Below are 26,076 nucleotides of genomic sequence, written 5' to 3' on the forward strand. Positions count from 1 at the left end.
CGAATGTGTTGGGTGGCCCCCACCCTACATCTCCTCCTGCAGGGTGGGTCCGACCCCACGCGTTGATGTGCTTATTCTGCTGCGATCGCGCTGACGTCCTGGCCGGATGCGGCCATGATCGCCTTGACGATGTTGTGATAGCCCGTGCACCGGCAGATGTTGCCGTCAAGGTAATGGCGCACCTCGGCTTCCGTCGGCTTCGGGTTATCCTTGAGCAGTGCCGCCGCAGACATCACCATGCCGGGGGTGCAGAAACCGCACTGAAGCCCGTGGTGGTCCTGAAACGCCTGCTGGATAACATTCAGCGATCCATCCGCATTGGCCTGCCCCTCGATCGTGTCGACAGTGGCACCGTCCGCCTCGATGGCCAGCATGGTGCAGGCCTTGACCGCCTGCCCGTTCACATGGACCACACAGGCCCCGCACTGGCTGGTGTCGCAACCGACATGTGTGCCGGTCAGGCCCTGATCATCGCGCAGGAATTGTGCCAACAGCGTGCGGCCCTCCACGTCGCCGGACGCGGTTTTGCCGTTCACGGTCATTTTGACCTGTGTCATGTAATCCTCCCATTTGTGACCTTGTTTGAGCATGAGTTAAACACGCACAGCATTCATTGAGAATAGATAAAAACAGATATCACGGGATATTGGACTAAAGTACCAAGGGCGCGCAGCCGCTCACGTCCTGCGGCCCCGGCGCGGCTGCGGACGGGTCGGAATTTCCTTGAGCAGCCCGCCCACCCCCATGCCCGCAATATCGGCAGAGCTGACCGGAACGCCGCAGATCACCCGTGCCAGCACCCAGTCGGCCCCATTCAACGCGGGCGCGCGCGCGCAGCCCGGCAGCCCGATCACCGGGCGGTCGTTCAGCGCCCCCAGGAACAGCAGGTTACCCGGATCGACCGGCATGCCGAAGCGGGTCACCTCTCCACCGGCCTCGCGCAGTGCGGCGGGTGCCACGTCTTCACTGTCAGAGGTGGCAGAGCCGGTCAGGATCAGCACGAGGTCCGACGTCGCCGCCGCCAGCGCCTCTGCCAGCGCGGCACGGCGGTGGGGCACCAGTTGCACCAACTCCAATGTCACCCCCAGCGCCTCCAGCCTGCCGGCAATGGCGTCGCGGCCCTTGTCCCCGACGCCGCCGGGGATCTCTGTGACGATCAATGTGGCGGTCTTCAATACCGGCTGGCGCAGGGTGATTGCACCGGCGCTGGCGACCGCTGCGCAGGCCTGCGCCAGGTCACCCTCCGGCACCGCGTAGGAGATGATCTTGACCGTTGCCACCATGCCCCCGTCGCGCATCTGCTGCCAGCGCGGCACGGTGGCGATGGTGATCATCGGATGCACCGCGTTCACCGCCTCAAGTGCCGCCACGTCCAGTTCCACTACCCCCGGCCCCTCGGCCAGCAGATTGACCCGGCCCGTAAACGGGCGCGTCTGTTTCAGCCCCTTGCCCTGCCCCAGCACAGCGCTGGCCAGCCGTTCCGCCGCCAGATCCTCGCCCAGGTCATCAGGCCCCAGGCGCGCCACGATCACCTCTGCAATGCCGGTGTCCGCCAAGGCCGTCACATCCGCGCCCGACAGCACGCGGCCCTTGCGCAACCGCCCGTCCTGTGTCGGCACGGAATGGGCCAGCACGGCCCCCTCGGCCCGATCAAGGGGGACCGGGCCAAACTTCACGACTGCCTCAGCGTCTGGATCATCTCGGCCAGGATCGCCACCGCGATCTCTGCCGGGCCCGCGGCCCCGATGTTCAGCCCGATGGGGCCGTGAATGCGGCCGATCTCATGTTCGGCAAATCCCGCCTCTGCCAGCCGCGCCACCCGCGCGCCATGGGTCCGGGTGCTGCCAAGCGCCCCGATGTAGAAAGCCTTTGAGCGCAGCGCGCAGGTGATTGCGGGATCGTCCAGCTTGGGGTCATGGGTCAGCAGCACCACCGCGCAGCGGGCATCCAGCCCGATCGCCTCCAGCGCCGCATCGGGCCAATCGTTGATCACCCGCGCATCCGGAAAGCGCGCCTGCGCGCCAAAGGCCTCGCGCGGGTCCACCACCACGGGGTCAAACCCCGTGCTGCGCGCCATGCCGACCAGATGCTGCGCGATATGCACCCCGCCCACCACGATCAGCCGCAGCGGCGGATTGTGAATGGCGATAAAGGTCTTGCCATCCTCTTCGACGCCGGAACGGTCCTTGCGGAACCTGTCGCCGTGGCCGTCAAACGCCAACCGGCGCGCGCTGCCGTCCAGCGCCACCTCATAGGCCACGGCACGGCGCGCGGCACGGGCCGCGACCATATCGCGCAACATCGCCTCGGGCATGCCAGGCTCGCCCACCGGTTCGACCAGTATGCGAATGTTGCCGCCACAAGCCAGCCCCACGGCAAAGGCATCGCCATCGCTGACGCCGTATTCCAGCACGCGGCTGCCGCCCTGTTCCAGCGCCTCAAGCGCCTCGATCACCACCGCGCCCTCGACACAACCGCCGGAAACAGACCCCTCCATCCGGCCATCCCCCGCCACGACCAGTTGCGCGCCCACCCGGCGCGGGGCGGAGCCCCAGGTCTCGATCACCGTGGCAAGGGCCACACGCTGGCCCGCCTCGATCCACGCCAGGGCCTGTTCCGGTACTGTCTGCGCTGCCATGCTGCCTGTCCTTCTTGCCGCCGGACCAGTGGTCCAATGCCGTCTACCCCGGAATGTAGTGCGCGGGGCAGCCGCGCTCAATCAGATAAGAACACCCTTGACCGCGCATAGGTCCACCGCGACCATGGTCACAGATGGGTCAAACCGCAGCAGGTGGCTTGCACTGGACCGCTGCGGCAACTACATCTGTCGCGTCGACACAATAACCGGAGACCTGCCATGCCGATGCAAGCCAGTGAGATCGAAGATCTGATCCGCGCGGCCTTCCCAGATGCCCATATCGTGGTCGAGGGGAACGACGGCGTCCATATGGCAGCGATGGTCGAAGACGCCTCTTTCAAGGGGATGAACCGGGTGCAACAGCAACGCGCGGTCTATGCCGCGCTAAAGGGCAAGATGGACGGGGCGAATGGCGAATTGCACGCCCTGGCGCTGACCACGCGCGCGCCCGCCTGAACAGGATTTATCGAGGATGAAAACGATGAGCGATGTAACAACGCAGATCAAGGACACCATCACCTCAAACGATGTGGTGCTCTTCATGAAAGGCACCAAGGAGATGCCGCAATGCGGGTTCTCTTCCCGTGTGGCCGGGGTCCTGAATTACATGGGCGTGACCTATTCGGACGTGAATGTGCTGGCAGACCAGAATATCCGCCAGGGCATCAAGGATTTTTCGGACTGGCCAACCGTCCCGCAACTTTACGTCAAGGGCGAGTTCGTCGGCGGATGCGACATCATCACCGAGATGACGCTGTCAGGCGAGCTGGACACGCTGTTCGAGGAAAACGGCGTGACCTATGACAAGGACGCTGCCGACAAGATCCGCGAAGCGAACGGCTAAGACCCGGTCACTGCCGGAAACACCTGCGCGGCTGTTCGCCGGCCACGCAGGTTCTTGTCCTTTGCAGGTCTGTATCTTTCAGGTCGTATTACGGAACTGCACCCGTCTGGCCACGTCCTGACTGACCGCCGCCCGGCAAACATTGCGCGCCAGTCGATCCGTCCGCACAGGTCGGTGGAGGCGTACAGGGTTGTGCACCGGCCACATCGGTACAGGGTTGGCCGCCACCCCCGGAATCATACTTGCCCGTAAACACGGGTTCGGCATAGACGACAGCCGGTTCGCGCTGTGCGGCACATGCGCTGAGGGTAAGGCCACAAATCGTTACAATTAGGCTCTTCTGGAATAGCGTCACAGGATTGGCTCCTTTGCTGAATTTTCGGGCGCAGGCGCGACCGGCCTGAAACAGTTAGCCCAGATCAATTCAGAAAAATAGCTTTCTGATGGACCTGCCCATTTTCGGCATCGCATCTTCCCCGACCGCCGTCGCCTTGCCATGGGGGGACAGTGGCAAATGCGTCAATTGCGCTCGCAGGCCTCCAGCAGGGTCTTTTCCGATCCATCTGTGCCGTCATGCCAGAGCAGCAACGCGGTATCGTCCTTGGTCCACCAGACATAATGCGAACCGTCTGACGGATAGCCATAGCGCGCACCCGAGGCGCTTTGCTCCAACTGGAGGTTGTACATTCCGCCCTCGACCTGGATCACGGCGATCCCCGGCCCGGTTTCGTCATTGACGTAGACCACCGGCACCTCGACGCCACGCTCGCAGGTATAGCGCATCGCCTGCACCTGCATCTCTGCTTGTGCAATTGCGGGCAGCACAAACGCCGCGAGGCACGCCGCACGGCGGACCAGGGCGCGGCTGATCACGCGGTCTTCTCCTCGACCTCGGCGGCCAACGCCTCTGCCCTTGCGGCCAGTTCGGCCAGCGTGTCCCTGACCGATTGCGGCACCACCGGCACCTCGACGCGCTCCGGCTCGATCTTGACGTTGCGCAGCCCGGCCAGTTCGGCCTCGCGCTCTGCCAGTTCGGCCTTCACCTCGGCAATGCGGTCCTCGACGCTGGCGGTCTTGTCCGCCAGCAGCAAGCCCGCCATCAGCAGCATCCGCGCCTCGGGCATCCGCCCGACCTGATCGGAGAGCACCTGGGCCTCGTCATCCAGCATCTTGGCGGCCGAATGCAGATAGCTTTCCTCGCCCTCCTGGCAGGCGACTTCGAACTGGCGTCCGCCGATTGTGATCCGTACCTCTGGCATCAGGCGTCCTCCTCTGCTTCGTTCGTGTCGGCACTGTCACCTGCGCTGTCCAGCAAGGGACCAAGGGCCGCAAGGATGGCGCTGCTTTCGGCCACATCGGCGGCGCGGGCCGCGCGCAGCCCTTCAAGTTCGGCCAGCATCGCCTTGTTGATCAGATGCGCATCTCCCACCCCTTCGGCGTTGGCCTCCTGCAAGGCGGCGCAGGCATCGGTCAACTGCGCATTGGCACGGCGGACGCGCTGCAATTCGATATCAAGCTGGGCCATCCGGGCCTGCGATTCCTCAACCTGGGTGCGCAGCGTCGCGGTCTCTGACTCCGCGCGGGTTTTCAGGATGCGCACACGCTCGGACAATTGCGCGTTTGCCGTGCGCTCATCCTCCAGCGCCTGGACCATCTCGGGGTCCGGCCCGGCAGCGCCTTTGTCCAACCCTTCAAGACCAGCCGCGACCCGGTCCATGGCCGCAGTGATGCGGCGTTGCAGTTCATCTATGTCACTCATTCCCCGGTTCCCTCACGTCTGTCTGTCACCGACCGTCACAATCCCCCACATATATCGGGCGAATCGCCTCTGTGCAGGGGTTTTTATTATCCTAACCAAAGGATCAGACAAATGCGCCCCCCTTTCAGATCAGCAACTTGACCGGCGAAGTTGATCCGCAGGACACGCGCGCGTGCCTGTTGCGCTTGAACTTTGCCCCTTGACTGGTATGCACTGGCGCAACCCTGAAGCGCTATAAGGAAGCCTCCCTTGGATCTTGACGCCCTTGCCAAAGCACACCCGGACCATTGGTCCAAAGCCACCGCCATCCGCGCCCTGGCCCTGGATGCGGTCGCCGCCGCGAACTCCGGCCACTCCGGCATGCCCATGGGCATGGCCGATGTCGCCACCGTATTGTTTGAAAAGCACCTGAAATTCGACGCTGCCAACCCGCTGTGGCCGGACCGGGACCGGTTCATCCTCTCCGCCGGTCACGGCTCGATGCTGATCTATGCGCTGCTGCATCTGGTAGGCGACACGCAATTCCCCATCGAAGAGCTGAAGAATTTCCGCCAGATGGGCGCGCGCACCGCCGGGCACCCCGAGAATTTCCTTGCCGATGCGATCGAGACCACCACCGGTCCGCTGGGTCAGGGTATCGCCAACTCGGTCGGCTTTGCCATGGCCGAAGAGATCCAGCGCGCCACCTATGGCCGCAAGATCGTCGATCACCACACCTATGTCATTGCGGGCGACGGTTGCCTGATGGAAGGCATCAGCCAGGAGGCGATCACCCTTGCCGGGCGCCACAAGCTGAGCAAGCTGATCGTGCTCTGGGACAACAACAACATCACCATCGACGGACCTGTCAGCCTGTCCGACCGTACTGACCAGATTGGCCGTTTCACCGCCGCCGGCTGGCATTGCATCGAAATCGACGGCCACAACCCCGATGAAATCGACGCGGCCCTGACCGAGGCGCGCAAATCCGACAAGCCCACGATGATCGCCTGCAAGACCCATATCGCCCTGGGCCACGCGGCGCAGGACACATCGAAAGGCCATGGCGCATTGACCGACGCGGGCCAGTTGGCGGATGCCAAGGCCGCTTATGGCTGGTCCTACGGGCCATTCGAAATTCCGGCGGATGTGAAATCCGCCTGGGAAGCGATTGGCAAGCGCGGCGCGGATGAACGCCGCACCTGGGAGGAACGCTTTGACGCGATGTCGCGCAGCAAACGCGAAACTTTCAACCGCGCCCTTGCGCTGGACCCGCCCAAGAAACTGAGCGCAACGATCAAGGCCTTCAAAAAGCAGACATCGGAAGCCGCGCCCAAGCTGGCCACCCGCGCCTCTTCGGAGAAAGTGCTGGAAGTGCTGAACCCGATCATGCCGGAAACCGTGGGCGGCTCTGCCGATCTGACCGGGTCGAACAACACCAAGACCGGCGATCTGGGTGTCTTTGACGTAGATAACCGCGCCGGGCGCTATGTCTATTGGGGTATCCGCGAACACGGCATGGCGGCGGCGATGAACGGCATGGCCCTGCACGGCGGTGTGCGCCCCTATGGCGGCACCTTCATGTGTTTCACCGACTACGCCCGCCCCGCCATGCGTCTGGCAGCACTGATGCAGATCCCGACAGTCTTTGTCATGACCCATGATTCCATCGGTCTGGGCGAAGACGGGCCGACCCACCAGCCGGTCGAACATCTGGCGATCAGCCGCGCGACCCCCAACACCTATGTCTTCCGCCCCGCCGACACGGTGGAGACGGCAGAGGCCTGGGAAATCGCGCTGACATCCAGGAATACCCCATCGGTGCTGTCGCTGACCCGTCAGGGCCTGCCGACCGTGCGCAAGGACCACAAGAACAACAACATGGTCGAAAAAGGCGCCTATGTGCTGGCCGAGGCCGAAGGCAAGCGTCAGGTGATCCTGATCGCCAGCGGCTCGGAGGTGAGCGTGGCGCTTGAGGCGCGCGCGCTGTTGCAGGCCGAAGATATCGGCGTTCGCGTGGTCTCCATGCCCTGTATGGAACTCTTTGCCGCGCAGGATGACGCCTATCGCAAACGCATCCTGCCCGGTGGTGCTGTCCGTGTCGGCATCGAGGCCGGTGTGCGCCAGGGCTGGGACCAGTGGTTGCTGGGCGAGCGCGGCAAGTTCGGCAAGGCCGATTTTGTCGGCATGGACCGTTTCGGTGCCTCCGCCCCGGCGGAGGAATTGTTCGAGAAATTCGGCATCACCGCGCAGAACGTGGCGGACAAGGCCAAGGCGCTGCTTTGAGCCTGAGGTAGACGGAAAAGAAACCGGCCCATCCGCCAGCCCTCTGGGGTAGATGGTGGATTGGGCCGGACGACGACCAACTGAACCAGGATGCCTGGCGGACAGGGCCTGCGGACAACCATCTTCCGCCACCCGCGCGAGACGGCGTTGGAATAGCCTGTCGCGGATGTTATGCGCAGGCCATGAAATTCACTGCACTCTCGGGCAGCGCGCGAAGCCTGTCGACAAATACGGCGATGTTGCGGGCCGTGGCCGCCATCACCCAACCGGACCACGCAATCAGTGTTTTCGACAAGATCGGTGACCTGCCGGTGTTCTCGCCGGATCTGGAAGGCGGCCCCCTGCCCGAAGCGGTTCGCGATTTTGTCACGCAGGTCGGGGGCTGCGACGGGCTGATCCTCTCAAGCCCCGAATATGTCAGGGCGATTCCCGGCGGGTTGAAAAACGCCATAGACTGGCTGGTGTCGCGTGACGAGATCATCGACAAGCCCATCGTTCTGATGCATGCCTCGCATCGGGGGGACGACATGCTGGCTCAGATCCGCCTTGTGTTGTCGACGGTGAGCACGCGGTTCTGCGAAGACCTGTTCCTGCGGTTCGAGCTTATGAACAAATCTCAGTCCGAGATTGAAAGCCATCTGAGCCTGCCTGCGCACAGCCGGGCCATCGCTGGTTTCGTCGGAGAGTTCGCGGCCTTCTGCCGCCGGTAGAGGCCGATCGCCAATATTTCCCGCCGGAATGGCCAGTGCCTGCCGGTTTCACAGGAACGACTGGCCGGGCGTTTGTGGATCAGACGGCGGACCCGCACACCGCAGAGGCCCCCTGCACCCGATCAGACCGTCTGTCTGCCGAAGGGCAGCGCGCGCCACAGCGGCGTGACCAGCTTTTCGCCCACCGGGATCAGCAACAGGCCCAGCAACAGGCCGAAAACACCATCCATCGCCGCCTTCGCCGCCCATTCCGTGGCGCCCTCGATCCCCGCCGGAACCAAATGCGCGACCGCAACAGCCGCGTCATGAATCCAGTGGCCCAGCGTGCCGAACCCCAGTTCCTCAAGCCCGTGAATGATGATCGACCCGCCAACCCAAAGCATCGCGGCGGTGCCGACAATGGTCAGCAACCGCAGGAACCCCGGCATCCCCTTCACCAGCAGCCGCCCTATCGCGCGGGTCACGGACAGACGGCCCCGCCTGGCCATGGCAAGGCCCAGGTCGTCCATCTTCACGATCAGGCCCACCGCGCCGTAGACGGCGACCGTGATCATGATGGCGACCACCGCCAGCGTCGCGGCCTCCATCCAGAAATTGCTGGGCGGGATGGCTGCAAGGGCAATGGTCATGATCTCTGCCGACAGGATGAAATCGGTCTTGATCGCGCCTTGCGCCTTCTGCTCTTCCAGATGCGCGGGGTCCTCCACCACGGCCTCCTTGCCGGGATAATCCTCGTGCCCGGCAGACAGGCCCACCGCATGGGCAACCTTCTCGGCCCCCTCAAAACACAGATAGGCCCCGCCCAGCATCAGCAGCGGCGAGATCGCCCAGGGCGCGAAATTCGACAGGGCCAGACCGGCAGGCAGCAGAAACACCAGCTTGTTGCGCAGCGACCCCTTGGTGATGCGCCAGACCACCGGCAATTCGCGCGCGGCCTCGAAGCCATGAAGGTACTTCGGCGTGACCGCCGCGTCGTCGATCACCGCACCTGCTGCCTTGCTGCCCGCCTTGGCCGCCTGCCCGATCACGTCATCGACAGAGGCCGCCGCCACCTTGGCGATGGCTGCCACGTCGTCCAGCAATGCAATCAATCCGCTCATCTTGCGCCCCTTGTTGTTCTGGCTCAAATAGCCTGCCCGCACCGCGTGGCAAATGCAAAGCTGCCATGCCTTTACCGCTAACATAAAGGTTTATCGCTAACATGCAGAAAACACGGGCGTTTGCCCCTTTCGCATCCGCAGCACAGCCCGCTATAGAACGCCCAACGCTGCACCCAAAGGATGACCCAATGACCATCAAAGTCGGTATCAACGGATTTGGCCGGATCGGCCGCTGCACCCTGAGCCATATCGCCGCCAGCGGGCGCGACGACATCGAAGTGGTCAAGATCAACGCAACCGGGCCGCTGGAAACCGCAGCACATCTGCTGAAATACGACTCTGTCCATGGCCGTTTCCCCGGCGAGATCACCATCGACGACGGCTATCTGAACCTGGGCCAGAACGATATCGAGGTCATGTCGACCTACAACCTTGAAGAACTGGACTGGCACGGCTGCGACGTGGTGCTGGAATGTACCGGCAAATTCAACGACGGCAACAAGGCCAATGTGCACCTGGAACAGGGTGCGAAACGGGTCCTGCTGTCGGCGCCGGGCAAGAACGTGGACAAGACCATTGTCTATGGCGTCAATCACGACACGCTGGTCAAAACCGACCGGATGATCTCCAACGGGTCCTGCACCACCAATTGCCTCGCGCCGATGGCAAAGGTCATGCATGACGCGGTGGGCATCGAAAGCGGGCTGATGACCACCATCCACAGCTATACCGGCGACCAGCCGACGCTGGACCGCCGCCACAAGGATCTGTACCGCGCGCGGGCCGCTGCCATGGCGCTGATCCCCACCTCCACCGGTGCCGCCAAGGCCCTGGGCGAGGTGCTGCCGGCGCTCAAGGGCAAGCTGGACGGCACCGCGATGCGGGTGCCGACGCCAAACGTCTCGGCTGTCGATCTGACCTTTCAGGCCAGCCGCGACGTCACGGTCGAAGAGATCAACCTGGCCGCCAAGACTGCCGCCGACGGCGCGATGAAGCGGGTGCTGGGCTATGATCCGGAGCAGAAAGTCTCCATCGACTTCAACCACACCGAGGAAAGCTGCATTTTCGCCCCCGACCAGACCATCGTGGTTGCAGGCCGGACCGTGCGCGTTCTGGGCTGGTACGACAACGAATGGGCGTTTTCGGTGCGGATGGCGGATGTCGCCGTGGCGATGGGCGAACTGGGCTGACGCTTGCGCGGGCGGCGCGGGGCTGTCATATCGTTCAGACCTGATGCACAAAGGCAGACGCGCCCCGTGACCAACCGTATCGCCATCTTCCTCGGCCTGTTCCTGATCGCGGCCCTCATCATGGACGTGATGTGGTTCGGCAACGAGCACCTGATCTACCTGGGCAAAAAGCTGTTCGAACTGATCGAATGGATCGCCTTCTGGCGCTGACGCCGGACTTTGCAAAGCACTGGCGTGGGTTTTGCAAACGCCACCCTGCGCCGCTTCCCCCAGGATATTGTATCGGTACTTGTTTCTGCCCCTGTCCCCGTTGACTCGGCCCCGCGAGGGCGCAATCTAGGGGCGTATCTGAATATGATCAAAAGGTGTCGTGATGACAATCAGGCTGGGGATCAACGGGTTCGGCCGCATCGGGCGCAGCGTGTTGCGCAGCCTGATGGCCCAGGCACCAGGGCAGTTCGAAGTGGTGGCGATCAACGACCTGGCCCCGCTGGAAACGGCTGCGCATCTGTTCGAATTCGATTCCGTGCATGGCATCTATCCCGGCACCGTAACCCTGGGCGATGGCACCATGGATCTGGGCCGAGGCCCGATCCGTGTCACCGCCGAGCCCCGGCCGGAGCGGCTGAACTGGCAGGACGTGGACATCGCGCTGGAATGTACCGGCCATATGACCGACCCGGTTCATGCCGAGGCGCATCTGCGCAACGGCGCGGGACGTGTGCTGATTTCCGGCCCGGCCAAGGGCGAGGCAAAGACGATTGTCTACGGCATCAACCATGACAGCCTGACCGCCGCGGACGCGGTGGTGTCGAACGGGTCCTGCACCACCAATTGCCTGGTGCCGATGGTGCATGTCCTTGATCAGGCCTTTGGCATCCGGCACGGCATGATGACCACGGTGCATTGCTATACCAACTCGCAAAACCTGACCGATGCCGCGCATGAGGACCTTTACCGCGCGCGCGCCGGGGCGCTGTCGATGGTGCCGACCTCGACCAGCGCGTCACGGACGCTGGACCATGTGCTGCCGCATCTGGCCGGGCGGATCACCAGCCATGCGATCCGGGTGCCGACGCCGGACGTCTCCTGCTGCGATCTGGTGGTGACGCTGGACCGGCCCACCACGACAGAGGCGGTCAACGACGCCTTTCGCGCAGCGGCGGCGGGGCCGCTCAAGGGCGTGGTCGGGGTGACCGACCGCAAACTGGTCTCCACCGATTTCAGAGGCAATCCGCATTCCGCCGTCTTTGCCACCGACCAGACGCGGATACAGGACGGCACCCTGCTGCGGGTGCTGGCCTGGTATGACAATGAATGGGCGTTTTCCAACCGGATGCTGGACACGGCAGCGGTACTTCATGCCGCGAGGTAGCTGCCACAAGTTTGCGCAAACTGCGACAAGCATCTGATCTATATATTTGAAACAGTTGCGCCATCCCAGTGGGTTATCATACGGTCGCAAGAAGAACAGCAGCGAGTTTGATACCGGCAAAAGTGATATTGGAGAAATACCTTGGCAAAATGTAACATCTGTGGCTCCGCCCGGTGGCGGGATGAAAAGGCGAAAACAGCATTTATGTGCGCAGAGTGTCATTCACGGGACAGAACACGTGTCATGAGGATGTTTCTTGGACAAGCCGCAATCACATCAGAAACAAGAATCCTCCATATCGCGCCCGAAAAGGGTCTTGCCAACTATCTTTCGGCCATTTCAGACAATTACATGGCAGCAGATATCGAAACCACGCGTTACAAACATATTGTCAATCACAACGAGCGCGTCGACAAGATACACTTTGTCGATCTTTGCGACAGAAGCACGCTTGAAAAGTTCGGTGACGTCGACCTGATTATTCACTCGCATGTGATGGAGCATGTTCCGTGTAATGTCGGATCTGTATTATTAAACCTCCACAACATGTTGCGTCCCGGCGGCATGCAGATTTTTGCCTTTCCGATCAAGAATTCGCCGGGATACGCCGAGTATCTGGGGCCCATGACAGCCGCAGAAGCGGAAGAGCGGTTTGGTCAATTCGATCATGTTCGCCAGTTTTCGTCCAAGGATCTTGATCGGACTTTGGGGTCCTTCTTTGTTCTCCCCAAGAAATACGATCTGTTGGACGACTTCACGAAAGAGGAACTGGAGGATGCCAACGTGCGCCCAAAGTGCTGGAAAGGCTTCACAGGAAATACCGTTTTCAGGATGAAGAAAGAAGACTGCCTGTTCTAGTGCGGATACCGGTCAAGGCGTGATGTCACGATAATCCCAGGCGGCCTGCCCTCAGGCAGGTTGTAGGAACGGTGTCATCGCCAGCCGGATGTAGCCTCAGCCAAAGCGTTCCAACAGTTTGGCATTCACGCTGGGAGTCACGAATTTGCTGACATCCCCGTCCAGGCGGGCGATTTCCTTGACCAGTTTGCTGGCAATCGCCTGATGCTGCGCCTCGGCCATCAGGAACACGGTCTCGATGCTGTCATCAAGCTGCCGGTTCATGCCGACCATCTGGTATTCGTATTCAAAATCCGCCACCGCGCGCAGGCCCCGGATGATGATCTGCGCGCCGACGTCACGCGCGCAGTTGATCAGCAGGTTCTCAAAGGGATGCACCGCAATCTCGACCCCGGTTTGCCGGGCCAGATCGGCGCATTCGTCCTCGATCATCTGCACCCTTTCGGCCAGATCGAACAGTGGTCCCTTGTCGCCATTGATGGCCACGCCGATCACCAGCTTGTCCACCAGCGTCGTCGCCCGGCGAATGATATCAATATGGCCCAGAGTGATGGGGTCAAAGGTGCCGGGGTAAAGGCCAATGCGCATGGGACTTCCTAGATCTGGTCGTTTGTCGCGCGCAAGCAATCATGTGCGCGCGAAAGGCGCAAGCGCTAGTGCCCCATAATCATGCCTTCAAGGGCATCTTTCTCCATCGAGAGTTCGGACAGGCGCGCCTTGACCACGTCACCCAGCGAGATCAGACCCACGAGCACGCCGTCATCCAGCACCGGCATGTGGCGGAACCTGCCATGTGTCATCTGCTGCAGGATCGCATCGGCGCGGTCGTCGCGGCTGCAGGTCACCAGCTTGGTTGTCATCAGCTTGTCCACGGTCATGGTCAGGCAACCCGCGCCCTGACGGCCCAGTTCGCGCACGATGTCACGCTCTGACAGGATGCCGATCGGGGTCTTGCCGTCCTTGGAGATCACCAATGTGCCGATCCGCTTCTCCGACAACATCCTTGCCGCGTCGGAAATCAGCATGGTTGGCGCGGAGGTCACCACCGCATCATCCGATTTCGACCTGAGAATTTGTGACACCAGCATGGCGTTCCTCCTATATTGACGCACCCCGTAAGGCCAGCGTCACCAGAAAGCGCATAGCTGTCAAGCTTTTGCCTCCAGCCGCGCCAGTTCTGAGCGGATCGCGGTGCCAAAGAGGTCGGCAAAGCGGCTCAACCGACGGTTGGACTGATCATCGGCGTGCCGGATCAGGTAAAAGGACCGTTTCAAACTGACCTCGGCGGTCAGGATGCGCTGCACCTGGGGCGCGAAGGGCAGCACGAAATCATGGACCACGCCGATGCCCCCGCCCCGCGCCACCATCTGAAGCTGGACCGAGACGGAGTTCGACGCCAGCGGCACCCGCGACAGCCCGAGATCGGCAAGATAATCCAGCTCGCGGTCAAAGATCATGTCGGGAATGTAGCCCACGATGCGATGGTGCTTCAGGTCAGCCACCGATTGCGGCGCGCCCTGCGCGTCGAGGTAGCCGCTGGAGGCCGCCAGATGCAGGTGGTAATCGCTGACCTTCTGCACGATCAGCCGCCCGGCCGTGGGGGCCGAGACGCCGATGGCCATATCCGCCTCGCGCCGCGACAGGTTGAAGACGCGCGGCAGGGCGACAATCTGGATGTCCAGCTCGGGATGGTCGTGCCCCAGTGCGGCACAGACCTGCGGCAACAGGAAATTCGCGGCCCCGTCCGGCGCGCCGATGCGAATCTGTCCGGTCATCCGGTCGCTGGGCACCGCCACCCCGGCAGAGGCCAGCCGCATCGCCTGTTCCACCGCCTCCGCCCGTTCCAGCAGCTGCGCGCCCGCCTCCGTCAGCGCATAGCCCTGTGGCGATTTCACGAAGAGGCCGACCTCAAGCGTCTTTTCCAGCCGCGCCACCCGGCGGCCCAGCGTGGCCGGGTCCAGCCGCAGCACCTTGCCCGCGCCGGACAGGCTGCGTTCGCGCGCGACGGCCAGAAACAGGCGAATGTCGTCCCAATTGTCCATATGCGCGGCCCTTATTGCTCCGTCTTGCAGAAATGCAAAACCATTTTGAAAACTTGCCTCTTTAGCTTGCCTTTTTGCAAGACTAATCTGCCGCCAACCCAAGGGAGATCTGACATGCAAGAACTGACCCACTATCTTAACGGTGCCCACGTCAAAGGCACCTCCGGCCGCTTTGCCGACGTGATGAACCCCGCCACCGGCGAGGTGCAGGCCCGCGTGCCGCTGGCCAATGGTGAAGAAATGGCCCAGGCCGTGGCCTATGCGCAGGCCGCACAACCTGCATGGGCCGCGACAAACCCGCAGCGCCGCGCGCGGGTCCTGATGAAACTGGTCGACCTGCTGAACCGCGACATGGACAAGCTGGCCGAGGCGCTGAGCCGCGAACACGGCAAGACCATGCCCGATGCCGCCGGTGACGTGCAGCGCGGTCTTGAAGTGGTCGAATACTGCGTCGGCGCGCCGCAACTGCTGAAAGGTGAATACACCGATTCGGCGGGCCCCGGCATCGACATGTATTCCATGCGTCAGGCGCTGGGTGTCACCGCGGGCATCACGCCCTTCAACTTCCCGGCGATGATCCCGATGTGGATGTTCGCGCCCGCCATCGCCTGCGGCAACGCCTTTATCCTCAAACCTTCCGAACGCGACCCTTCCGTCCCGCTGATGCTGGCCGAACTGGCCGAGGAAGCGGGCCTGCCCAAAGGCATCCTTCAGGTCGTCAATGGCGACAAGGAAGCGGTGGACGCGATCCTGCATGATCCGATCATCCAGTCGGTGGGCTTTGTCGGCTCCACCCCGATCGCGGAATACATCTATGCCACCGGCTGTGCCAACGGCAAACGGGTGCAATGCTTTGGCGGGGCCAAGAACCACATGATCATCATGCCCGACGCCGACATGGACCAGGCCGCCGATGCGCTGGTGGGTGCAGGCTATGGCGCGGCTGGTGAACGCTGCATGGCGATCTCTGTTGCCGTGCCGGTGGGCGACGACACCGCCGACCGCCTGATCGAAAAACTGGTGCCGCGCATCGAAAGCCTCAAGGTCGGTCCCTACACCGCCGGCAAGGACGTGGATTACGGCCCCGTCGTGACCGCCGCCGCCAAGGCCAACATCGAACGGCTGGTGCAGACCGGCATCGACCAGGGCGCGGAACTGGTTGTCGACGGGCGCGATTTCAAATTGCAGGGCTATGAGGATGGCTATTTCGTCGGCCCGCACCTCTTTGACCGCGCGACCAAGGACATGGACATCTACAAGCACGAGATTTTCGGCCCCGTGCTGACCTGCGTGCGCGCCCAGACCTATGAGGAAGCGCTGGGTCTCGCCATGGACCACGAATACGGCAATGGCACCGCGATCTTTACCCGCGACGGCGACGCCGCACGTGATTTCGCCAACCGGATCAACATCGGCATGGTGGGCATCAACGTGCCGATCCCGGTGCCGCTGGCCTACCACACCTTCGGCGGCTGGAAAAAATCCGTCTTTGGCGACCTGAACCAGCATGGCCCGGACGCGTTCAAGTTCTACACCCGGACCAAGACCGTGACCGCGCGCTGGCCCTCGGGCATCAAGGAGGGTGGCGAATTCTCCATCCCTGTGATGGAGTAACCATCACACGACAGCAAAGACCGAAGGCGGGCCGCGCTGCGGCCCCCTGAGCCACCCGAACGGAGGAACCGATGCGCCATTTCGCCAGGACCTTGCTGCTGGCCCTGCCCTGTGTCGCCCTGATGGCAGGCCCGCCTGCCGCCCAGAACAGCCCGGCGATGACGATGAATGGCGTCACCTTCTCGGTCTCCGGCGGACACGAACAAGCGCTTAATCCCATCGAGGGCGGGGTCGAGCTGCTGTTGGATGATCGCCGTATCCAGCTGAAAGGCACCCAAGTGATCGTGAACGGCGCATCTTACCCCACCAGCAGCGATGCGCGGATCGACATCGACGCGACCTCAGGACGGCTCCGGATCAGTGCGGCGGGGCGGCTGATCATGGAAGAGAGCGAGATCGACGTATTGGCCCGCGCCGCAGCGGCGGGCGATACGCTGGCGATGAACAACCTGGCGATTCACCTGCTGACCGGCGCGCAGACAGAGGTGGATGTGCCCCGCGCCATCGACCTGCTGGAACGCGCCGCCGGCCTGGGTGTGGCCCAGTCGATGCGCAACCTTGCCCTGCTCTATTACGAAGGCACTGCCGTGCCTGCCGACCTGCCCCGCGCCCATGGGTTTGCGATGCAGGCGGCAGAGCTGGGCGACGGCCCCGGGCAGCGGTTGGTTGGCATCTTTCTGTCCGAGGGATTGCTGCAAGACCCCGATCCCGCCGCAGCGGCGCAATGGTTCGCCCGCGCCGCAGCCCAGGGCGATGCAGAGGCGCAGAACCGCCTTGGCGAAGCCTATCGCGATGCGCGCGGGGTGGCCGCCGACCTGACCCGCGCCGCAAGCCTGTTCCGGCAGGCCACCGCCGCCAGACACCAGGCCGGGACATGCAACTATGCCCAGGCCCTTTGGGACGGTGACGGCCTGCCCGGGGACCGGGCAGCGGCCTATCAGACAGCCCTGCAACAGGCGCATTTCGGCGGGCGCGCCTGCCAGTTCCTGCTGGGCAAGGCCAGCTATGACGGCGATGGCACCGCACAGAACCGGCGCACGGCGGCGCAATGGTTCTGGGACGCGGCCAATGAAGGCCATGCAGAGGCCGCGCGGCGATTGGGCGAGATGTACCGCGACGCGGACGGCCTGCCGCGCGACCTGTTTCAGGCCCGCCATTGGTTCGCCACCGCCGTCAGGCTGGGCGACACTACCGCCGCGGATGCGCTGGCCGGGATTTCTGCTGACTGACCCCCGGACCGGTCGCAATATTTCTGCAAGGAATTAAACTTAACAAGCGTTCAATAACGTGAAACGGGAGAGGGCACGATGGACTTTGCACTGACAGAGGAGCAAACAGCGATCTTCGATATGGCGCATGATTTCGGCCACGATCAGATCGCGCCCCACGCCCATGCCTGGGAAAAGGACGGCACCATCCCCAAGGATCTGTGGCCGCGCGTCGGCGCATTGGGTTTTGGCGGTCTCTACGTCTCCGAAGACTCCGGCGGATCGGGGCTCAGCCGTCTGGATGCGACACTGGTGTTCGAAGCGCTTTCAATGGCCTGCCCCTCTGTTGCGGCCTTTCTGTCGATCCACAACATGTGCGCCAAGATGATCGACGCCTTTGGCAGCGACGACCTGAAAGGCCGGGTGCTGGCGGATGTCGTCGCCATGAACACCGTGCTCAGCTATTGCCTGACCGAACCCGGTGCCGGTTCGGATGCGGCGGCGCTCAAGACCCGCGCGGAACGCACCAACGAGGGATACCGCCTGAACGGCACCAAGGCCTTTATCTCTGGCGGCAGTTATTCGGACGCCTATGTGGTGATGGCGCGCACCTCTGACGACGGAGCGGCGGGTGTGTCCACCCTGCTGGTCGAGGACGGGGCAAAGGGCCTCAGCTTTGGCGGGCTGGAGGACAAGATGGGCTGGCGCAGCCAACCCACGGCACAGGTCCAGTTCGACAATTGCGACGTCCCTGCCGCCGATCTTGTGGGCGAAGAAGGCAAAGGCTTCAAATATGCGATGATGGGTCTTGACGGGGGCCGGTTGAACATTGCCGCCTGTTCGCTGGGGGCCGCACAGATCGCCCTGACCAAAACGCTGGACTACATGGGCGACCGCAAGGCCTTTGGCCAGGCCATCGACCAGTTCCAGGGATTGCAGTTTCGCCTGGCCGACATGGAGATCGAGCTTCAGGCCGCGCGCATCTTTCTGCGTCAGGCCGCCTGGAAGCTGGACAACAAGGCCCCCGATGCGACCAAGTTCTGCGCCATGGCCAAGAAATTCGTGACCGAAACGGGCAGCAAGGTTGTGGACCAATGCCTGCAACTGCACGGCGGCTACGGCTATCTTGCGGATTACGGCATCGAAAAGCTGGTGCGCGATCTGCGGGTGCATCAGATACTTGAAGGCACCAATGAAATCATGCGCGTGATCGTCGCGCGTGACATGCTGAAAAACCGCTGAGGAACCGGGATGAGCGACATCAACATTCGTATCACAGGGCGCGCCGGGCGCATCACCCTGACACGGCCCAAGGCGCTGAACGCCATGACCTATGACATGTGTCTGGCAATCGAGGCGGCGCTGGACAGTTGGGCCAGGGATGATGCCGTGGCGCTGGTGGTGATCGACGCCGAGGGCGAGCGCGCCTTCTGTTCCGGCGGCGACATTGCAGAGCTGTACGAGACCGGGACCAAGGGCGATTACGGCTATGGGCGGCAATTCTGGGCCGATGAATACCGGCTGAACAACAAGATCTTCCAGTATCCCAAACCTGTCGTCTCCTTCATGCAGGGTTTCACCATGGGTGGCGGGGTTGGTATCGGCTGCCACGGGTCGCACCGCATTGTCGGGGAAAGCAGTCAGATCGCCATGCCCGAATGCGGCATCGGGCTGGTGCCCGACGTGGGCGGCACATTTATTCTGGCAAAGGCCCCCGGCAGGCTGGGCGCATACCTGGGCACCACGGCGACACGCTTGGGGCCGGATGACGCGATATTTGCAGGGTTTGCAGATGTTTTTATGCCGGAAAGCACCTGGCCGGAGATCATTGGAAAACTGGAAAACACCGGCGATGCATCTGAAATCAAAGGGGAAACGCCGCCTGCGGGAGACCTGCGCAACCAGATGCCCGAGATTGACAGGCATTTTGCGGGCGACAGTCTGGCGGCGGTGACAAGCAGTTTGCAAAATGCAGATACCGACTTTGCAAAGGACGCGCTCAAAAAACTTTCCCGCGTCTCGCCACTATCGGCGGCCTGCACGATCGAAATCATCCACCGTCTGCGCGACAGCGGCCCCACAATGGCAAATGCGCTGGATCTGGAGTACCGATTTACCTACCGCGCGATGGAGCACGGCGATTTCCTCGAAGGGATCCGCGCCGCGATCATCGACAAGGACCGCAACCCGCAGTGGCAACATGCCGATGGCATTGTGCCACCGGCGGCAATCTCTGACATGCTGCATCCGCTTGGTGCGGATGCCGTGAAACTCTGAAAGGACATTCTATGGCCGCGCTCAAAATTGGATTCATCGGTCTTGGCAACATGGGGGGGCCGATGGCGGCGAACCTGGCCAAGGCGGGGCACGAGGTCGCGGGGTATGACGTGGCCGGAACCACCGCCAAGGGCGTGAGCACCGCCGACAGCATTGCCGCTGCCGTCACCGGGGCTGATGTGGTGATCACCATGCTGCCCAACGGGTCGATCCTGCGCCAGGTCGCGGCAGAGGCGATTGGCCAGATGCGCGCGGGCGCGCTGTTCATTGATTGCTCCACCGTGGATGTGGAAAGCGCCCGGAACACCTCGGAAGCGGCTGAAAATGCGGGGCTTCTTGCTGTGGACGCACCTGTGTCGGGCGGTGTCGGCGGGGCCGAAGGCGGCACGCTGACCTTCATGGCGGGTGGATCGGAATCCGCCTTTGCCGCTGCCGAACCGCTGTTCGACATCATGGGCCAAAAGGCGGTCCATTGCGGCGATGCGGGCGCAGGCCAGGCCGCCAAGATCTGCAACAACATGATTCTGGGTGCCACGATGATCGCCACCTGCGAGGCCTTTGCCCTGGCCGACAAGCTTGGCCTTGACCGCCAGCGCATGTTTGACGTGGTCAGCACCTCATCTGGGTATTCCTGGTCGATGAACGCCTATTGCCCGGCGCCGGGGGTCGGCCTGAAGTCACCCGCCGACAATGGATATAAACCCGGTTTTGCCGCCGAACTGATGCTCAAGGACCTTGGCCTGTCGCAGCAGGCCGCCGAACTGGTGGATGCCGACACCCCGATGGGCGCGCGGGCGCTGGAAATTTACAAAACCTTCGTCGAAGATGAAGACGGCAAGGGCCGCGATTTTTCCGCCATGCTGCCGCGTCTGGCCGGGCGTGGTCGCAGCGACTGACCCCGGACAGCCCCGTCGGCGGTGCCACGCCGACGGGCAAAATCCTCCGGAACTCCCCTCCCTCCCATCTGGTTGAAATGGTAACGGCGGAACTTGATCGCCAGCCAAGTGGGAAGGAACACCAATGCGAAATTTGATGACAGCCGCACTCTTGAGCGCAGGCATGGTCACCTCTGCTGCCGCAGCAACGGTCATTGCAGCCCCCGTTGCCGTCTCATCCATCAACGCCCTGACAGCCGGTAACCACAGCGCGCAGCTTTGGCTCGCCAAGGACAATGGCAAGGGGAACCGCAAGGGCGCGAAAGCCGAAAAGCCCGCCAAGGGCGGCAAGGCAAAAGGCCCCGGCAAGGACAAGCAGGCCAAGGCCAACCGCGGCAATGACAAGCCGGGCAAGGGCAATGGGCCGGACAAGGTGAAGGGCAAGCCGGAAAAGGCTGGGAAAGCCCAGCAAAAGCAGGCCAAGGCTGACAAACCCGCCAAGAACGACAAACCCGCCAAGGGGATGAAAGCGGACAAAGGCAAAATGCGCGGACCCGACTGGGACAGGCGTGCGGAGGAAATCCTGCGCGTCCGCGCCCCTGCGGATCGCGACATGCTGACGATACTGGGTGCCGCAGCCCTTGCACTGGCGGGCCCGCAACTGGTGGTGGCCGACACCCCGATCGACGAGCTGATCACCTATCGCAACTGCCCCCCCGGCCTTGCCAAGAAGACCCCGGCCTGCGTGCCCCCCGGTCTGGCCAAGCAGGGCGTGACCCAGGACCAATGGCTTGGTTATGATGATGCGGAATATGACCGGCTCTGGCTGTTGCAACGCGACAATTATCTGCGGCGCGGTGTGACCCCGTCGGAGAACCTGCTGCTGCAATCCGCGCAGATCGCGCAGCTTTTTGGTCTGGCCCCTGCCCCGAACGGCCAGCGCTATGCGCTGATTGACGGGATGCCGGTGCTGCTGGATCAGGACGATTACACCGGGCTGCTGTTGATCAACGAATTGGCGCAGGTGGCCGATATCGGCAGCGGCGTGAACGTGGCACCCACCGCCGCGCTGACACAGGGTGAACTCAGCCGCCTCTACCGCCTGCCTGCCCCCGGACCAGACATCAATTACGCGGTCCTGAACGGTCAGGTGATCCGGCTGAGCGACAGCCAATACGAAACACTGCAACTGATCCGGATCGCCCGCGCGGTGCTGTGACCCGCACCGTCGCGCGCGCCGGGGCGGCGGCGCACCGGGGGTTTCACACCCCCGGACCCCCGTGGTATATTTAGGGAACAATGAAGCAGAAGGTTATTCTGCCGCCACCTTTGTCCGCGCCTTGGACAGCATGGGTTTGAGGTATTTTCCGGTATAGCTTTCCGCCACGTCGGCCACTTGTTCCGGCGTGCCGGTCGCCACCACGCGGCCGCCGCCATCGCCACCCTCGGGGCCGATGTCGATGATATGGTCAGCGGTCTTGACCACGTCGAGATTGTGTTCGATCACCACCACCGAATTGCCCTGATCGACCAGTTCATGCAGTACTTCCAACAGCTTGCGCACGTCCTCAAAATGCAGGCCGGTCGTGGGTTCGTCGAGGATATAGAGCGTGCGACCGGTCGAGCGTTTGCTCAGCTCCTTGCTGAGTTTCACGCGCTGTGCCTCGCCCCCCGACAGGGTCGTGGCCTGTTGGCCCACCTTGATATAGCCCAGACCCACCCGCATCAGCGCATCCATCTTTTCGCGGATCGAAGGCACGGCGGTGAAGAAGGCCTGCGCATCCTCCACCGTCATGTCCAGCACATCCGCGATGCTTTTGCCCTTGAACTTGATCTCAAGCGTTTCGCGGTTGTAGCGCGCGCCCTTGCAGGTTTCGCACTCCACATAGACATCCGGCAGGAAGTGCATCTCGATCTTGATGACACCGTCGCCCTGACAGGCCTCGCAGCGCCCGCCCTTGACGTTGAAGCTGAAGCGGCCCGGCTTGTAGCCACGCGCCTTGGCTTCGGGCAGGCCCGCGAACCAGTCGCGGATCGGGGTGAAGGCCCCGGTGTAGGTGGCCGGGTTCGACCGGGGCGTGCGCCCGATGGGCCGCTGGTCGATGTCGATCACCTTGTCGAGGTGTTCCAGCCCCTTGATGGTCTCGCAGGGGGCCGGCGTTTGCCGCGCGCCGTTGAGGTTCATCGAGGCGGTCTTGAACAGGGTTTCAATGGTCAGTGTGGATTTGCCGCCGCCCGACACGCCGGTGACGCAGACAAATTGCCCCAGGGGGAAATCCACCGTGACATTCTGCAGGTTGTTGCCCGTCGCCTTGACCACCTGCACCTTCTTTTTCTTGCCTGTGCGGCGGGTTGCCGGGATCGGAATTTCGCGTTTGCCGGTCAGGTATTGGCCGGTGATTGATTTTTCATCCGCCGCGACCTGATCGGGCGTGCCATGGCTGACCACCTGCCCGCCATGCACCCCGGCCCCCGGCCCGATGTCGAAAACGTAATCCGCCTCGCGGATCGCCTCCTCGTCATGTTCCACCACAATCACGGTATTGCCCTGATCGCGCAGGTTCTTCAGCGTTTGCAGCAGCCGGTCATTGTCGCGCTGGTGCAGCCCGATGGAGGGCTCGTCGAGCACATAGAGCACCCCGGTCAGGCCAGAGCCGATCTGGCTGGCCAGACGGATGCGCTGGCTCTCTCCGCCACTTAATGTACCACTTGAACGTGCCAGTGTAAGGTATTCCAATCCCACGTTATTCAGGAAGCCAAGCCTCTCGCGGATTTCCTTCAGGATGGCGCGGGCGATCTCGTTTTTCTGGGCGGTCAGCGCCTCGGGCACCGTGTTGCACCAGTCGAAAGCCTCGCGGATCGACATCTGCACCACCTGGCCTGCATGTTTCAGGTCCTCGGGCTTGCCGATCTTGACCGCCAGCGCCTCCGCCCGCAGCCGGTAGCCTTCGCAGGTGCCGCAGGGGCGGTTGTTCTGATAGCGCTCGAACTCTTCGCGAACCCAGTTGCTGTCGGTCTCGCGGTAGCGCCGTTCCATATTGGGGATCACCCCCTCGAAGACGCGGCTGACCTCATAGACGCGCCCGCCCTCGTCATAGCGGAACTTGATCTCTTCCTTACCGGACCCGTAAAGGAACACCTGCTGCACATGTTCCGGCAGGTCCTTCCAGCGGGTCTGCTGGTTGAACTCATAGTGTTTGGCAATCGCCTCGATGGTCTGTTTGAAATAGGGGCTTTTGCCCTTACGCCAGGGGGCCAGCGCGCCGTCATAGATCTTGAGGTTCTGATCCGGCACCACGAGGCGTTCGTCAAAGAACAGCTCAACCCCCAGACCGTCACAGGAGGGGCAGGCCCCGAACGGCGCGTTGAAGGAAAACAGGCGCGGCTCGATCTCGGGAATGGTAAAGCCGCTGACCGGGCAGGCGAATTTTTCACTGAAGGTATAGCGCTCCGGCTCTCCTTCGCTCGGCGCTGTTTCCAGGATGGCGATGCCATCGGCCAGATCAAGCGAAGTACGCAGGGAATCCGCCAGCCGCGTCTCCAGCCCTTCCCGCACGACAATCCGGTCCACCACCACGTCGATGTCATGGCGGAATTTCTTGTCCAGCACCGGCGGCTCGTCCAGCTCGTAGAATTCGCCGTTCACCTTGACACGCTGAAAGCCGGTCTTTCGCAGTTCGGCGAACTCCTTGCGGTATTCGCCCTTGCGGTCGCGCACGATCGGGGCCAGCAGATAGGCGCGGGTCCCCTCCTCCATCGTCATGATGCGGTCCACCATGTCCTGCACCTGCTGCGCCTCGATGGGCTTGCCGGTGGCGGGGGAATAGGGCGTACCGACGCGCGCAAACAGCAGGCGCATGTAATCGTAGATCTCGGTCACCGTGCCGACGGTGGAGCGCGGATTCTTGCTGGTGGTCTTCTGTTCGATGGAAATCGCCGGGGACAACCCGCTGATGTGATCCACATCGGGTTTCTGCATCATGTCGAGGAACTGCCGCGCATAGGCGCTGAGCGATTCGACATAGCGGCGCTGCCCCTCGGCATAGATCGTGTCGAAGGCGAGCGAGGATTTGCCCGACCCGGAAAGCCCGGTGATAACAACGAGTTGGTCGCGCGGGATATCCACGTCGATGTTCTTGAGATTGTGTTCGCGCGCGCCGCGCACTTCGATGTTTTTCAGCTCAGCCATTCAGCACCCCATTTCCCAATTGCTACATAGGCGCGGACGCCGGATTCTCCAACGATAAAATAAGAACTAAAGCAGAACATTCAGGCAGCGCGGCGCTGCCCCAGCCAGAGGTGGACCAGCAGCCCGGCCAGAAAAGCGCCTCCCGCCAGCACCGGCAGCGCGGCATAGCCCAGCCAGATCAGCCCGGCGGCCATCACCGGCGTGCCGATGGTATTGCCCAGGTTGCCCATTTGCGCCATCGCCCCGTTGGCCCGCGCCTGCGCCGCAGCCGTTTCGTTCAACTGCGCCACCGCGGCAAAGCTGGCCCCCTGGATCAGCCCCATCGCGGCGGCCAGCGCCAGACAGGCCAGCGGCGCGCCTGGACTGGCCCAGAGCCAGAGTGCCGCGGCAAGCGATCCGGCAAACCCCAATTCCACCACATGCACCGCGCTGACCCGGCGCAACAACGCCACCCCTGCGGTCATCGACACCGCGATGCTGACCAGCGGCATCGCCCCCATGATCCAGCCGCGCAACTCAGGTTCCAGATAGGGCGGCAGAACCGTCAGGATGGAGACAAAGCTGAAGGTATAGAACAGCCAGCCCAGCCCGGCTGCGGATTGCTGCGGCGACCGGTAGATCGCGACGTGATCCCGCAGTACCCGCAGCAGCGAAAACACCGGCTGCGGCCCTTCGTCCGGCAGGCGGCGCAAGCGCGACGACAGATAGAGCGCACAGCCCGCCATATAGGCCCCATGGGCGGCAAACACCGCCTGCGGCCCATAGGCCAGCGCCAGCGGCCGCCCCACAACCGCCAATACAGCAAAGGCCACGCCAAAGAAGGTGCCCCAAAGGGTCAGGGTGAAACCGCGATCCTTGTCCGCGCTGATCTGTGCGATCAGGGTCGGGGCCGCCACAACGATGGCCAGATGCGAGGCCCCCTCGATCACCCGCGACAGCAGCAGCAGGGGCAGCGGCGGCAGCAGCGCCTGGAACAGCGACAGCGCCGCCCCCAGCCACAGCGCCATCAGCAACGCCCGGCGATAGCGGACGCGCGCCACCACCAGCCCCGCGGCCCAAAGCGCCAGAACCAGCGCAAAAGACGTCTGTTTCACTGCCATCTGTCCAGCGCCTAAACCTTCTGCGCCAGCGC

The 26,076-nt window shown here is 62.9% G+C and carries 26 protein-coding genes; 14 read left to right on the forward strand and 12 right to left on the reverse strand.

The features are described from left to right. Positions 1-71: 71 nt before the first annotated feature. The 3 genes from A8B82_RS09915 to A8B82_RS09925 all read right to left on the reverse strand — a co-directional run bounded on the left by A8B82_RS09915 (position 72) and on the right by A8B82_RS09925 (position 2,638). Positions 72-557 (reverse strand): (2Fe-2S)-binding protein, encoded by a 486-nt coding sequence (locus A8B82_RS09915; protein WP_067291568.1) that lies wholly within the window; start codon positions 555-557, stop codon positions 72-74. Positions 558-677: 120 nt separating this feature from the next. Beyond that, complete coding sequence (locus tag A8B82_RS09920) at positions 678-1,676, reverse strand: molybdopterin-binding protein (protein WP_067291507.1); 999 nt, start codon at positions 1,674-1,676, stop codon at positions 678-680. After that, positions 1,673-2,638, reverse strand: a complete 966-nt coding sequence (locus A8B82_RS09925; protein ID WP_067291509.1) for an XdhC family protein — start codon at positions 2,636-2,638, stop codon at positions 1,673-1,675. Before A8B82_RS09925 ends, A8B82_RS09920 begins: the two co-directional genes overlap by 4 nt. 219 nt (positions 2,639-2,857) lie before the next feature. On the opposite strand from A8B82_RS09925, the gene A8B82_RS09930 reads away from it, so the two are divergent. Continuing rightward, positions 2,858-3,094: a BolA/IbaG family iron-sulfur metabolism protein gene (locus A8B82_RS09930; protein ID WP_067291512.1), complete on the forward strand. Its 237-nt coding sequence runs from the start codon at positions 2,858-2,860 to the stop codon at positions 3,092-3,094. Positions 3,095-3,119: 25 nt separating this feature from the next. Continuing rightward, positions 3,120-3,482, forward strand: a complete 363-nt coding sequence (gene grxD / locus A8B82_RS09935) for a Grx4 family monothiol glutaredoxin (protein ID WP_067291570.1) — start codon at positions 3,120-3,122, stop codon at positions 3,480-3,482. A gap of 519 nt (positions 3,483-4,001) precedes the next feature. Here the strand turns inward: grxD and A8B82_RS09940 are convergent. From A8B82_RS09940 to A8B82_RS09950, 3 genes are read right to left on the reverse strand one after another with little or no spacing between them, the layout of a single operon-like run. Then, positions 4,002-4,355: an MliC family protein gene (locus A8B82_RS09940; RefSeq protein WP_235604660.1), complete on the reverse strand. Its 354-nt coding sequence runs from the start codon at positions 4,353-4,355 to the stop codon at positions 4,002-4,004. Then, positions 4,352-4,741: a cell division protein ZapA gene (locus A8B82_RS09945; RefSeq protein WP_067291514.1), complete on the reverse strand. Its 390-nt coding sequence runs from the start codon at positions 4,739-4,741 to the stop codon at positions 4,352-4,354. The genes A8B82_RS09940 and A8B82_RS09945 overlap by 4 nt, the downstream gene beginning before the upstream one ends. Continuing rightward, complete coding sequence (locus A8B82_RS09950) at positions 4,741-5,241, reverse strand: hypothetical protein (protein ID WP_067291518.1); 501 nt, start codon at positions 5,239-5,241, stop codon at positions 4,741-4,743. The genes A8B82_RS09945 and A8B82_RS09950 overlap by 1 nt, the downstream gene beginning before the upstream one ends. Before the next feature lie 249 nt (positions 5,242-5,490). On the opposite strand from A8B82_RS09950, the gene tkt reads away from it, so the two are divergent. Both tkt and A8B82_RS09960 read left to right on the forward strand, forming a co-directional pair. Next, complete coding sequence (tkt, locus tag A8B82_RS09955) at positions 5,491-7,506, forward strand: transketolase (RefSeq protein ID WP_067291519.1); 2,016 nt, start codon at positions 5,491-5,493, stop codon at positions 7,504-7,506. Positions 7,507-7,688: 182 nt separating this feature from the next. Next, complete coding sequence (locus A8B82_RS09960) at positions 7,689-8,216, forward strand: NADPH-dependent FMN reductase (protein WP_067291522.1); 528 nt, start codon at positions 7,689-7,691, stop codon at positions 8,214-8,216. Between the two features lie 122 nt (positions 8,217-8,338). Here the strand turns inward: A8B82_RS09960 and A8B82_RS09965 are convergent, their stop codons facing one another. Then, positions 8,339-9,316, reverse strand: coding sequence for a DUF808 domain-containing protein (locus A8B82_RS09965; RefSeq protein WP_067291523.1), 978 nt, complete (start codon positions 9,314-9,316; stop codon positions 8,339-8,341). A gap of 188 nt (positions 9,317-9,504) precedes the next feature. Here A8B82_RS09965 and gap (A8B82_RS09970) point away from each other — a divergent pair, with 188 nt between their 5' ends. The 4 genes from gap (A8B82_RS09970) (at position 9,505) to A8B82_RS09980 (ending at position 12,739) form a co-directional block, all read left to right on the forward strand. Then, positions 9,505-10,506, forward strand: coding sequence for a type I glyceraldehyde-3-phosphate dehydrogenase (gene gap, locus A8B82_RS09970; protein WP_067291526.1), 1,002 nt, complete (start codon positions 9,505-9,507; stop codon positions 10,504-10,506). Positions 10,507-10,572: 66 nt separating this feature from the next. Then, positions 10,573-10,716: a hypothetical protein gene (locus A8B82_RS24325; RefSeq protein ID WP_162841709.1), complete on the forward strand. Its 144-nt coding sequence runs from the start codon at positions 10,573-10,575 to the stop codon at positions 10,714-10,716. Between the two features lie 163 nt (positions 10,717-10,879). Continuing rightward, the gene (gap, locus tag A8B82_RS09975) at positions 10,880-11,881 is read left to right on the forward strand and encodes a type I glyceraldehyde-3-phosphate dehydrogenase (protein ID WP_067291528.1); all 1,002 of its coding nucleotides are present in this window, start codon (positions 10,880-10,882) and stop codon (positions 11,879-11,881) included. A 243-nt stretch (positions 11,882-12,124) separates the two neighbouring features. Continuing rightward, positions 12,125-12,739, forward strand: coding sequence for a hypothetical protein (locus tag A8B82_RS09980; protein ID WP_067291530.1), 615 nt, complete (start codon positions 12,125-12,127; stop codon positions 12,737-12,739). Between the two features lie 96 nt (positions 12,740-12,835). Here A8B82_RS09980 and coaD read toward each other — a convergent pair whose 3' ends face one another. The 3 genes from coaD to A8B82_RS09995 form a co-directional block, all read right to left on the reverse strand. Next, positions 12,836-13,327 (reverse strand): pantetheine-phosphate adenylyltransferase, encoded by a 492-nt coding sequence (coaD, locus tag A8B82_RS09985; RefSeq protein WP_067291537.1) that lies wholly within the window; start codon positions 13,325-13,327, stop codon positions 12,836-12,838. Positions 13,328-13,392: 65 nt separating this feature from the next. Further along, positions 13,393-13,827 (reverse strand): CBS domain-containing protein, encoded by a 435-nt coding sequence (locus A8B82_RS09990; RefSeq protein WP_067291540.1) that lies wholly within the window; start codon positions 13,825-13,827, stop codon positions 13,393-13,395. Positions 13,828-13,887: 60 nt separating this feature from the next. After that, positions 13,888-14,781 carry a LysR family transcriptional regulator gene (locus tag A8B82_RS09995; protein ID WP_067291543.1) on the reverse strand — a complete coding sequence of 298 codons (894 nt, stop codon included), beginning with the start codon at positions 14,779-14,781 and terminating at the stop codon, positions 13,888-13,890. Between the two features lie 114 nt (positions 14,782-14,895). Here A8B82_RS09995 and A8B82_RS10000 point away from each other — a divergent pair, with 114 nt between their 5' ends. From A8B82_RS10000 to A8B82_RS10025, 6 genes are all read left to right on the forward strand, one after another. Continuing rightward, positions 14,896-16,395: a CoA-acylating methylmalonate-semialdehyde dehydrogenase gene (locus tag A8B82_RS10000; protein ID WP_067291545.1), complete on the forward strand. Its 1,500-nt coding sequence runs from the start codon at positions 14,896-14,898 to the stop codon at positions 16,393-16,395. A 71-nt stretch (positions 16,396-16,466) separates the two neighbouring features. Next, on the forward strand, positions 16,467-17,624 hold the full coding sequence (locus A8B82_RS10005) for a tetratricopeptide repeat protein (RefSeq protein ID WP_067291547.1): 1,158 nt from the start codon (positions 16,467-16,469) through the stop codon (positions 17,622-17,624). Between the two features lie 78 nt (positions 17,625-17,702). Next, positions 17,703-18,845, forward strand: a complete 1,143-nt coding sequence (locus A8B82_RS10010) for an acyl-CoA dehydrogenase family protein (protein WP_067291550.1) — start codon at positions 17,703-17,705, stop codon at positions 18,843-18,845. Between the two features lie 9 nt (positions 18,846-18,854). Beyond that, a complete protein-coding gene (locus A8B82_RS10015; RefSeq protein WP_067291552.1) occupies positions 18,855-19,880 on the forward strand; it encodes an enoyl-CoA hydratase/isomerase family protein in 1,026 nt (341 codons plus the stop codon). A gap of 11 nt (positions 19,881-19,891) precedes the next feature. Next, positions 19,892-20,776, forward strand: coding sequence for a 3-hydroxyisobutyrate dehydrogenase (gene mmsB, locus A8B82_RS10020; RefSeq protein WP_067291554.1), 885 nt, complete (start codon positions 19,892-19,894; stop codon positions 20,774-20,776). A gap of 124 nt (positions 20,777-20,900) precedes the next feature. Beyond that, a complete protein-coding gene (locus A8B82_RS10025; RefSeq protein WP_235604661.1) occupies positions 20,901-21,974 on the forward strand; it encodes a hypothetical protein in 1,074 nt (357 codons plus the stop codon). Positions 21,975-22,067: 93 nt separating this feature from the next. Here A8B82_RS10025 and uvrA read toward each other — a convergent pair whose 3' ends face one another. After that, complete coding sequence (uvrA, locus tag A8B82_RS10030) at positions 22,068-24,944, reverse strand: excinuclease ABC subunit UvrA (RefSeq protein WP_067291557.1); 2,877 nt, start codon at positions 24,942-24,944, stop codon at positions 22,068-22,070. Between the two features lie 80 nt (positions 24,945-25,024). After that, positions 25,025-26,076: MFS transporter (locus tag A8B82_RS10035; protein WP_138069733.1), on the reverse strand; the 1,052-nt coding region annotated here is incomplete at its 5' end.

It is taken from the genome of Sulfitobacter sp. EhC04 (assembly GCF_001650875.1).
GTDB lineage: Bacteria > Pseudomonadota > Alphaproteobacteria > Rhodobacterales > Rhodobacteraceae > Sulfitobacter.

What these genes read in the sequence shown, in the direction of transcription:
- A8B82_RS09995 (WP_067291543.1), bottom strand. Translation starts at nt 14,781, where the DNA reads ATGGACAATTGGGACGACATTCGCCTGTTTCTGGCCGTCGCGCGCGAA.
- gap (WP_067291528.1), top strand. Translation starts at nt 10,880, where the DNA reads ATGACAATCAGGCTGGGGATCAACGGGTTCGGCCGCATCGGGCGCAGC.
- A8B82_RS09980 (WP_067291530.1), top strand. Translation starts at nt 12,125, where the DNA reads ATGAGGATGTTTCTTGGACAAGCCGCAATCACATCAGAAACAAGAATC.
- A8B82_RS10000 (WP_067291545.1), top strand. Translation starts at nt 14,896, where the DNA reads ATGCAAGAACTGACCCACTATCTTAACGGTGCCCACGTCAAAGGCACC.
- A8B82_RS10015 (WP_067291552.1), top strand. Translation starts at nt 18,855, where the DNA reads ATGAGCGACATCAACATTCGTATCACAGGGCGCGCCGGGCGCATCACC.
- A8B82_RS09950 (WP_067291518.1), bottom strand. Translation starts at nt 5,241, where the DNA reads ATGAGTGACATAGATGAACTGCAACGCCGCATCACTGCGGCCATGGAC.
- A8B82_RS10005 (WP_067291547.1), top strand. Translation starts at nt 16,467, where the DNA reads ATGCGCCATTTCGCCAGGACCTTGCTGCTGGCCCTGCCCTGTGTCGCC.
- uvrA (WP_067291557.1), bottom strand. Translation starts at nt 24,944, where the DNA reads ATGGCTGAGCTGAAAAACATCGAAGTGCGCGGCGCGCGCGAACACAAT.
- mmsB (WP_067291554.1), top strand. Translation starts at nt 19,892, where the DNA reads ATGGCCGCGCTCAAAATTGGATTCATCGGTCTTGGCAACATGGGGGGG.
- A8B82_RS10025 (WP_235604661.1), top strand. Translation starts at nt 20,901, where the DNA reads ATGCGAAATTTGATGACAGCCGCACTCTTGAGCGCAGGCATGGTCACC.
- A8B82_RS09990 (WP_067291540.1), bottom strand. Translation starts at nt 13,827, where the DNA reads ATGCTGGTGTCACAAATTCTCAGGTCGAAATCGGATGATGCGGTGGTG.
- A8B82_RS09960 (WP_067291522.1), top strand. Translation starts at nt 7,689, where the DNA reads ATGAAATTCACTGCACTCTCGGGCAGCGCGCGAAGCCTGTCGACAAAT.
- gap (WP_067291526.1), top strand. Translation starts at nt 9,505, where the DNA reads ATGACCATCAAAGTCGGTATCAACGGATTTGGCCGGATCGGCCGCTGC.
- A8B82_RS09965 (WP_067291523.1), bottom strand. Translation starts at nt 9,316, where the DNA reads ATGAGCGGATTGATTGCATTGCTGGACGACGTGGCAGCCATCGCCAAG.
- A8B82_RS09945 (WP_067291514.1), bottom strand. Translation starts at nt 4,741, where the DNA reads ATGCCAGAGGTACGGATCACAATCGGCGGACGCCAGTTCGAAGTCGCC.
- grxD (WP_067291570.1), top strand. Translation starts at nt 3,120, where the DNA reads ATGAGCGATGTAACAACGCAGATCAAGGACACCATCACCTCAAACGAT.
- A8B82_RS09915 (WP_067291568.1), bottom strand. Translation starts at nt 557, where the DNA reads ATGACACAGGTCAAAATGACCGTGAACGGCAAAACCGCGTCCGGCGAC.
- A8B82_RS09925 (WP_067291509.1), bottom strand. Translation starts at nt 2,638, where the DNA reads ATGGCAGCGCAGACAGTACCGGAACAGGCCCTGGCGTGGATCGAGGCG.
- A8B82_RS10010 (WP_067291550.1), top strand. Translation starts at nt 17,703, where the DNA reads ATGGACTTTGCACTGACAGAGGAGCAAACAGCGATCTTCGATATGGCG.
- A8B82_RS09930 (WP_067291512.1), top strand. Translation starts at nt 2,858, where the DNA reads ATGCCGATGCAAGCCAGTGAGATCGAAGATCTGATCCGCGCGGCCTTC.
- coaD (WP_067291537.1), bottom strand. Translation starts at nt 13,327, where the DNA reads ATGCGCATTGGCCTTTACCCCGGCACCTTTGACCCCATCACTCTGGGC.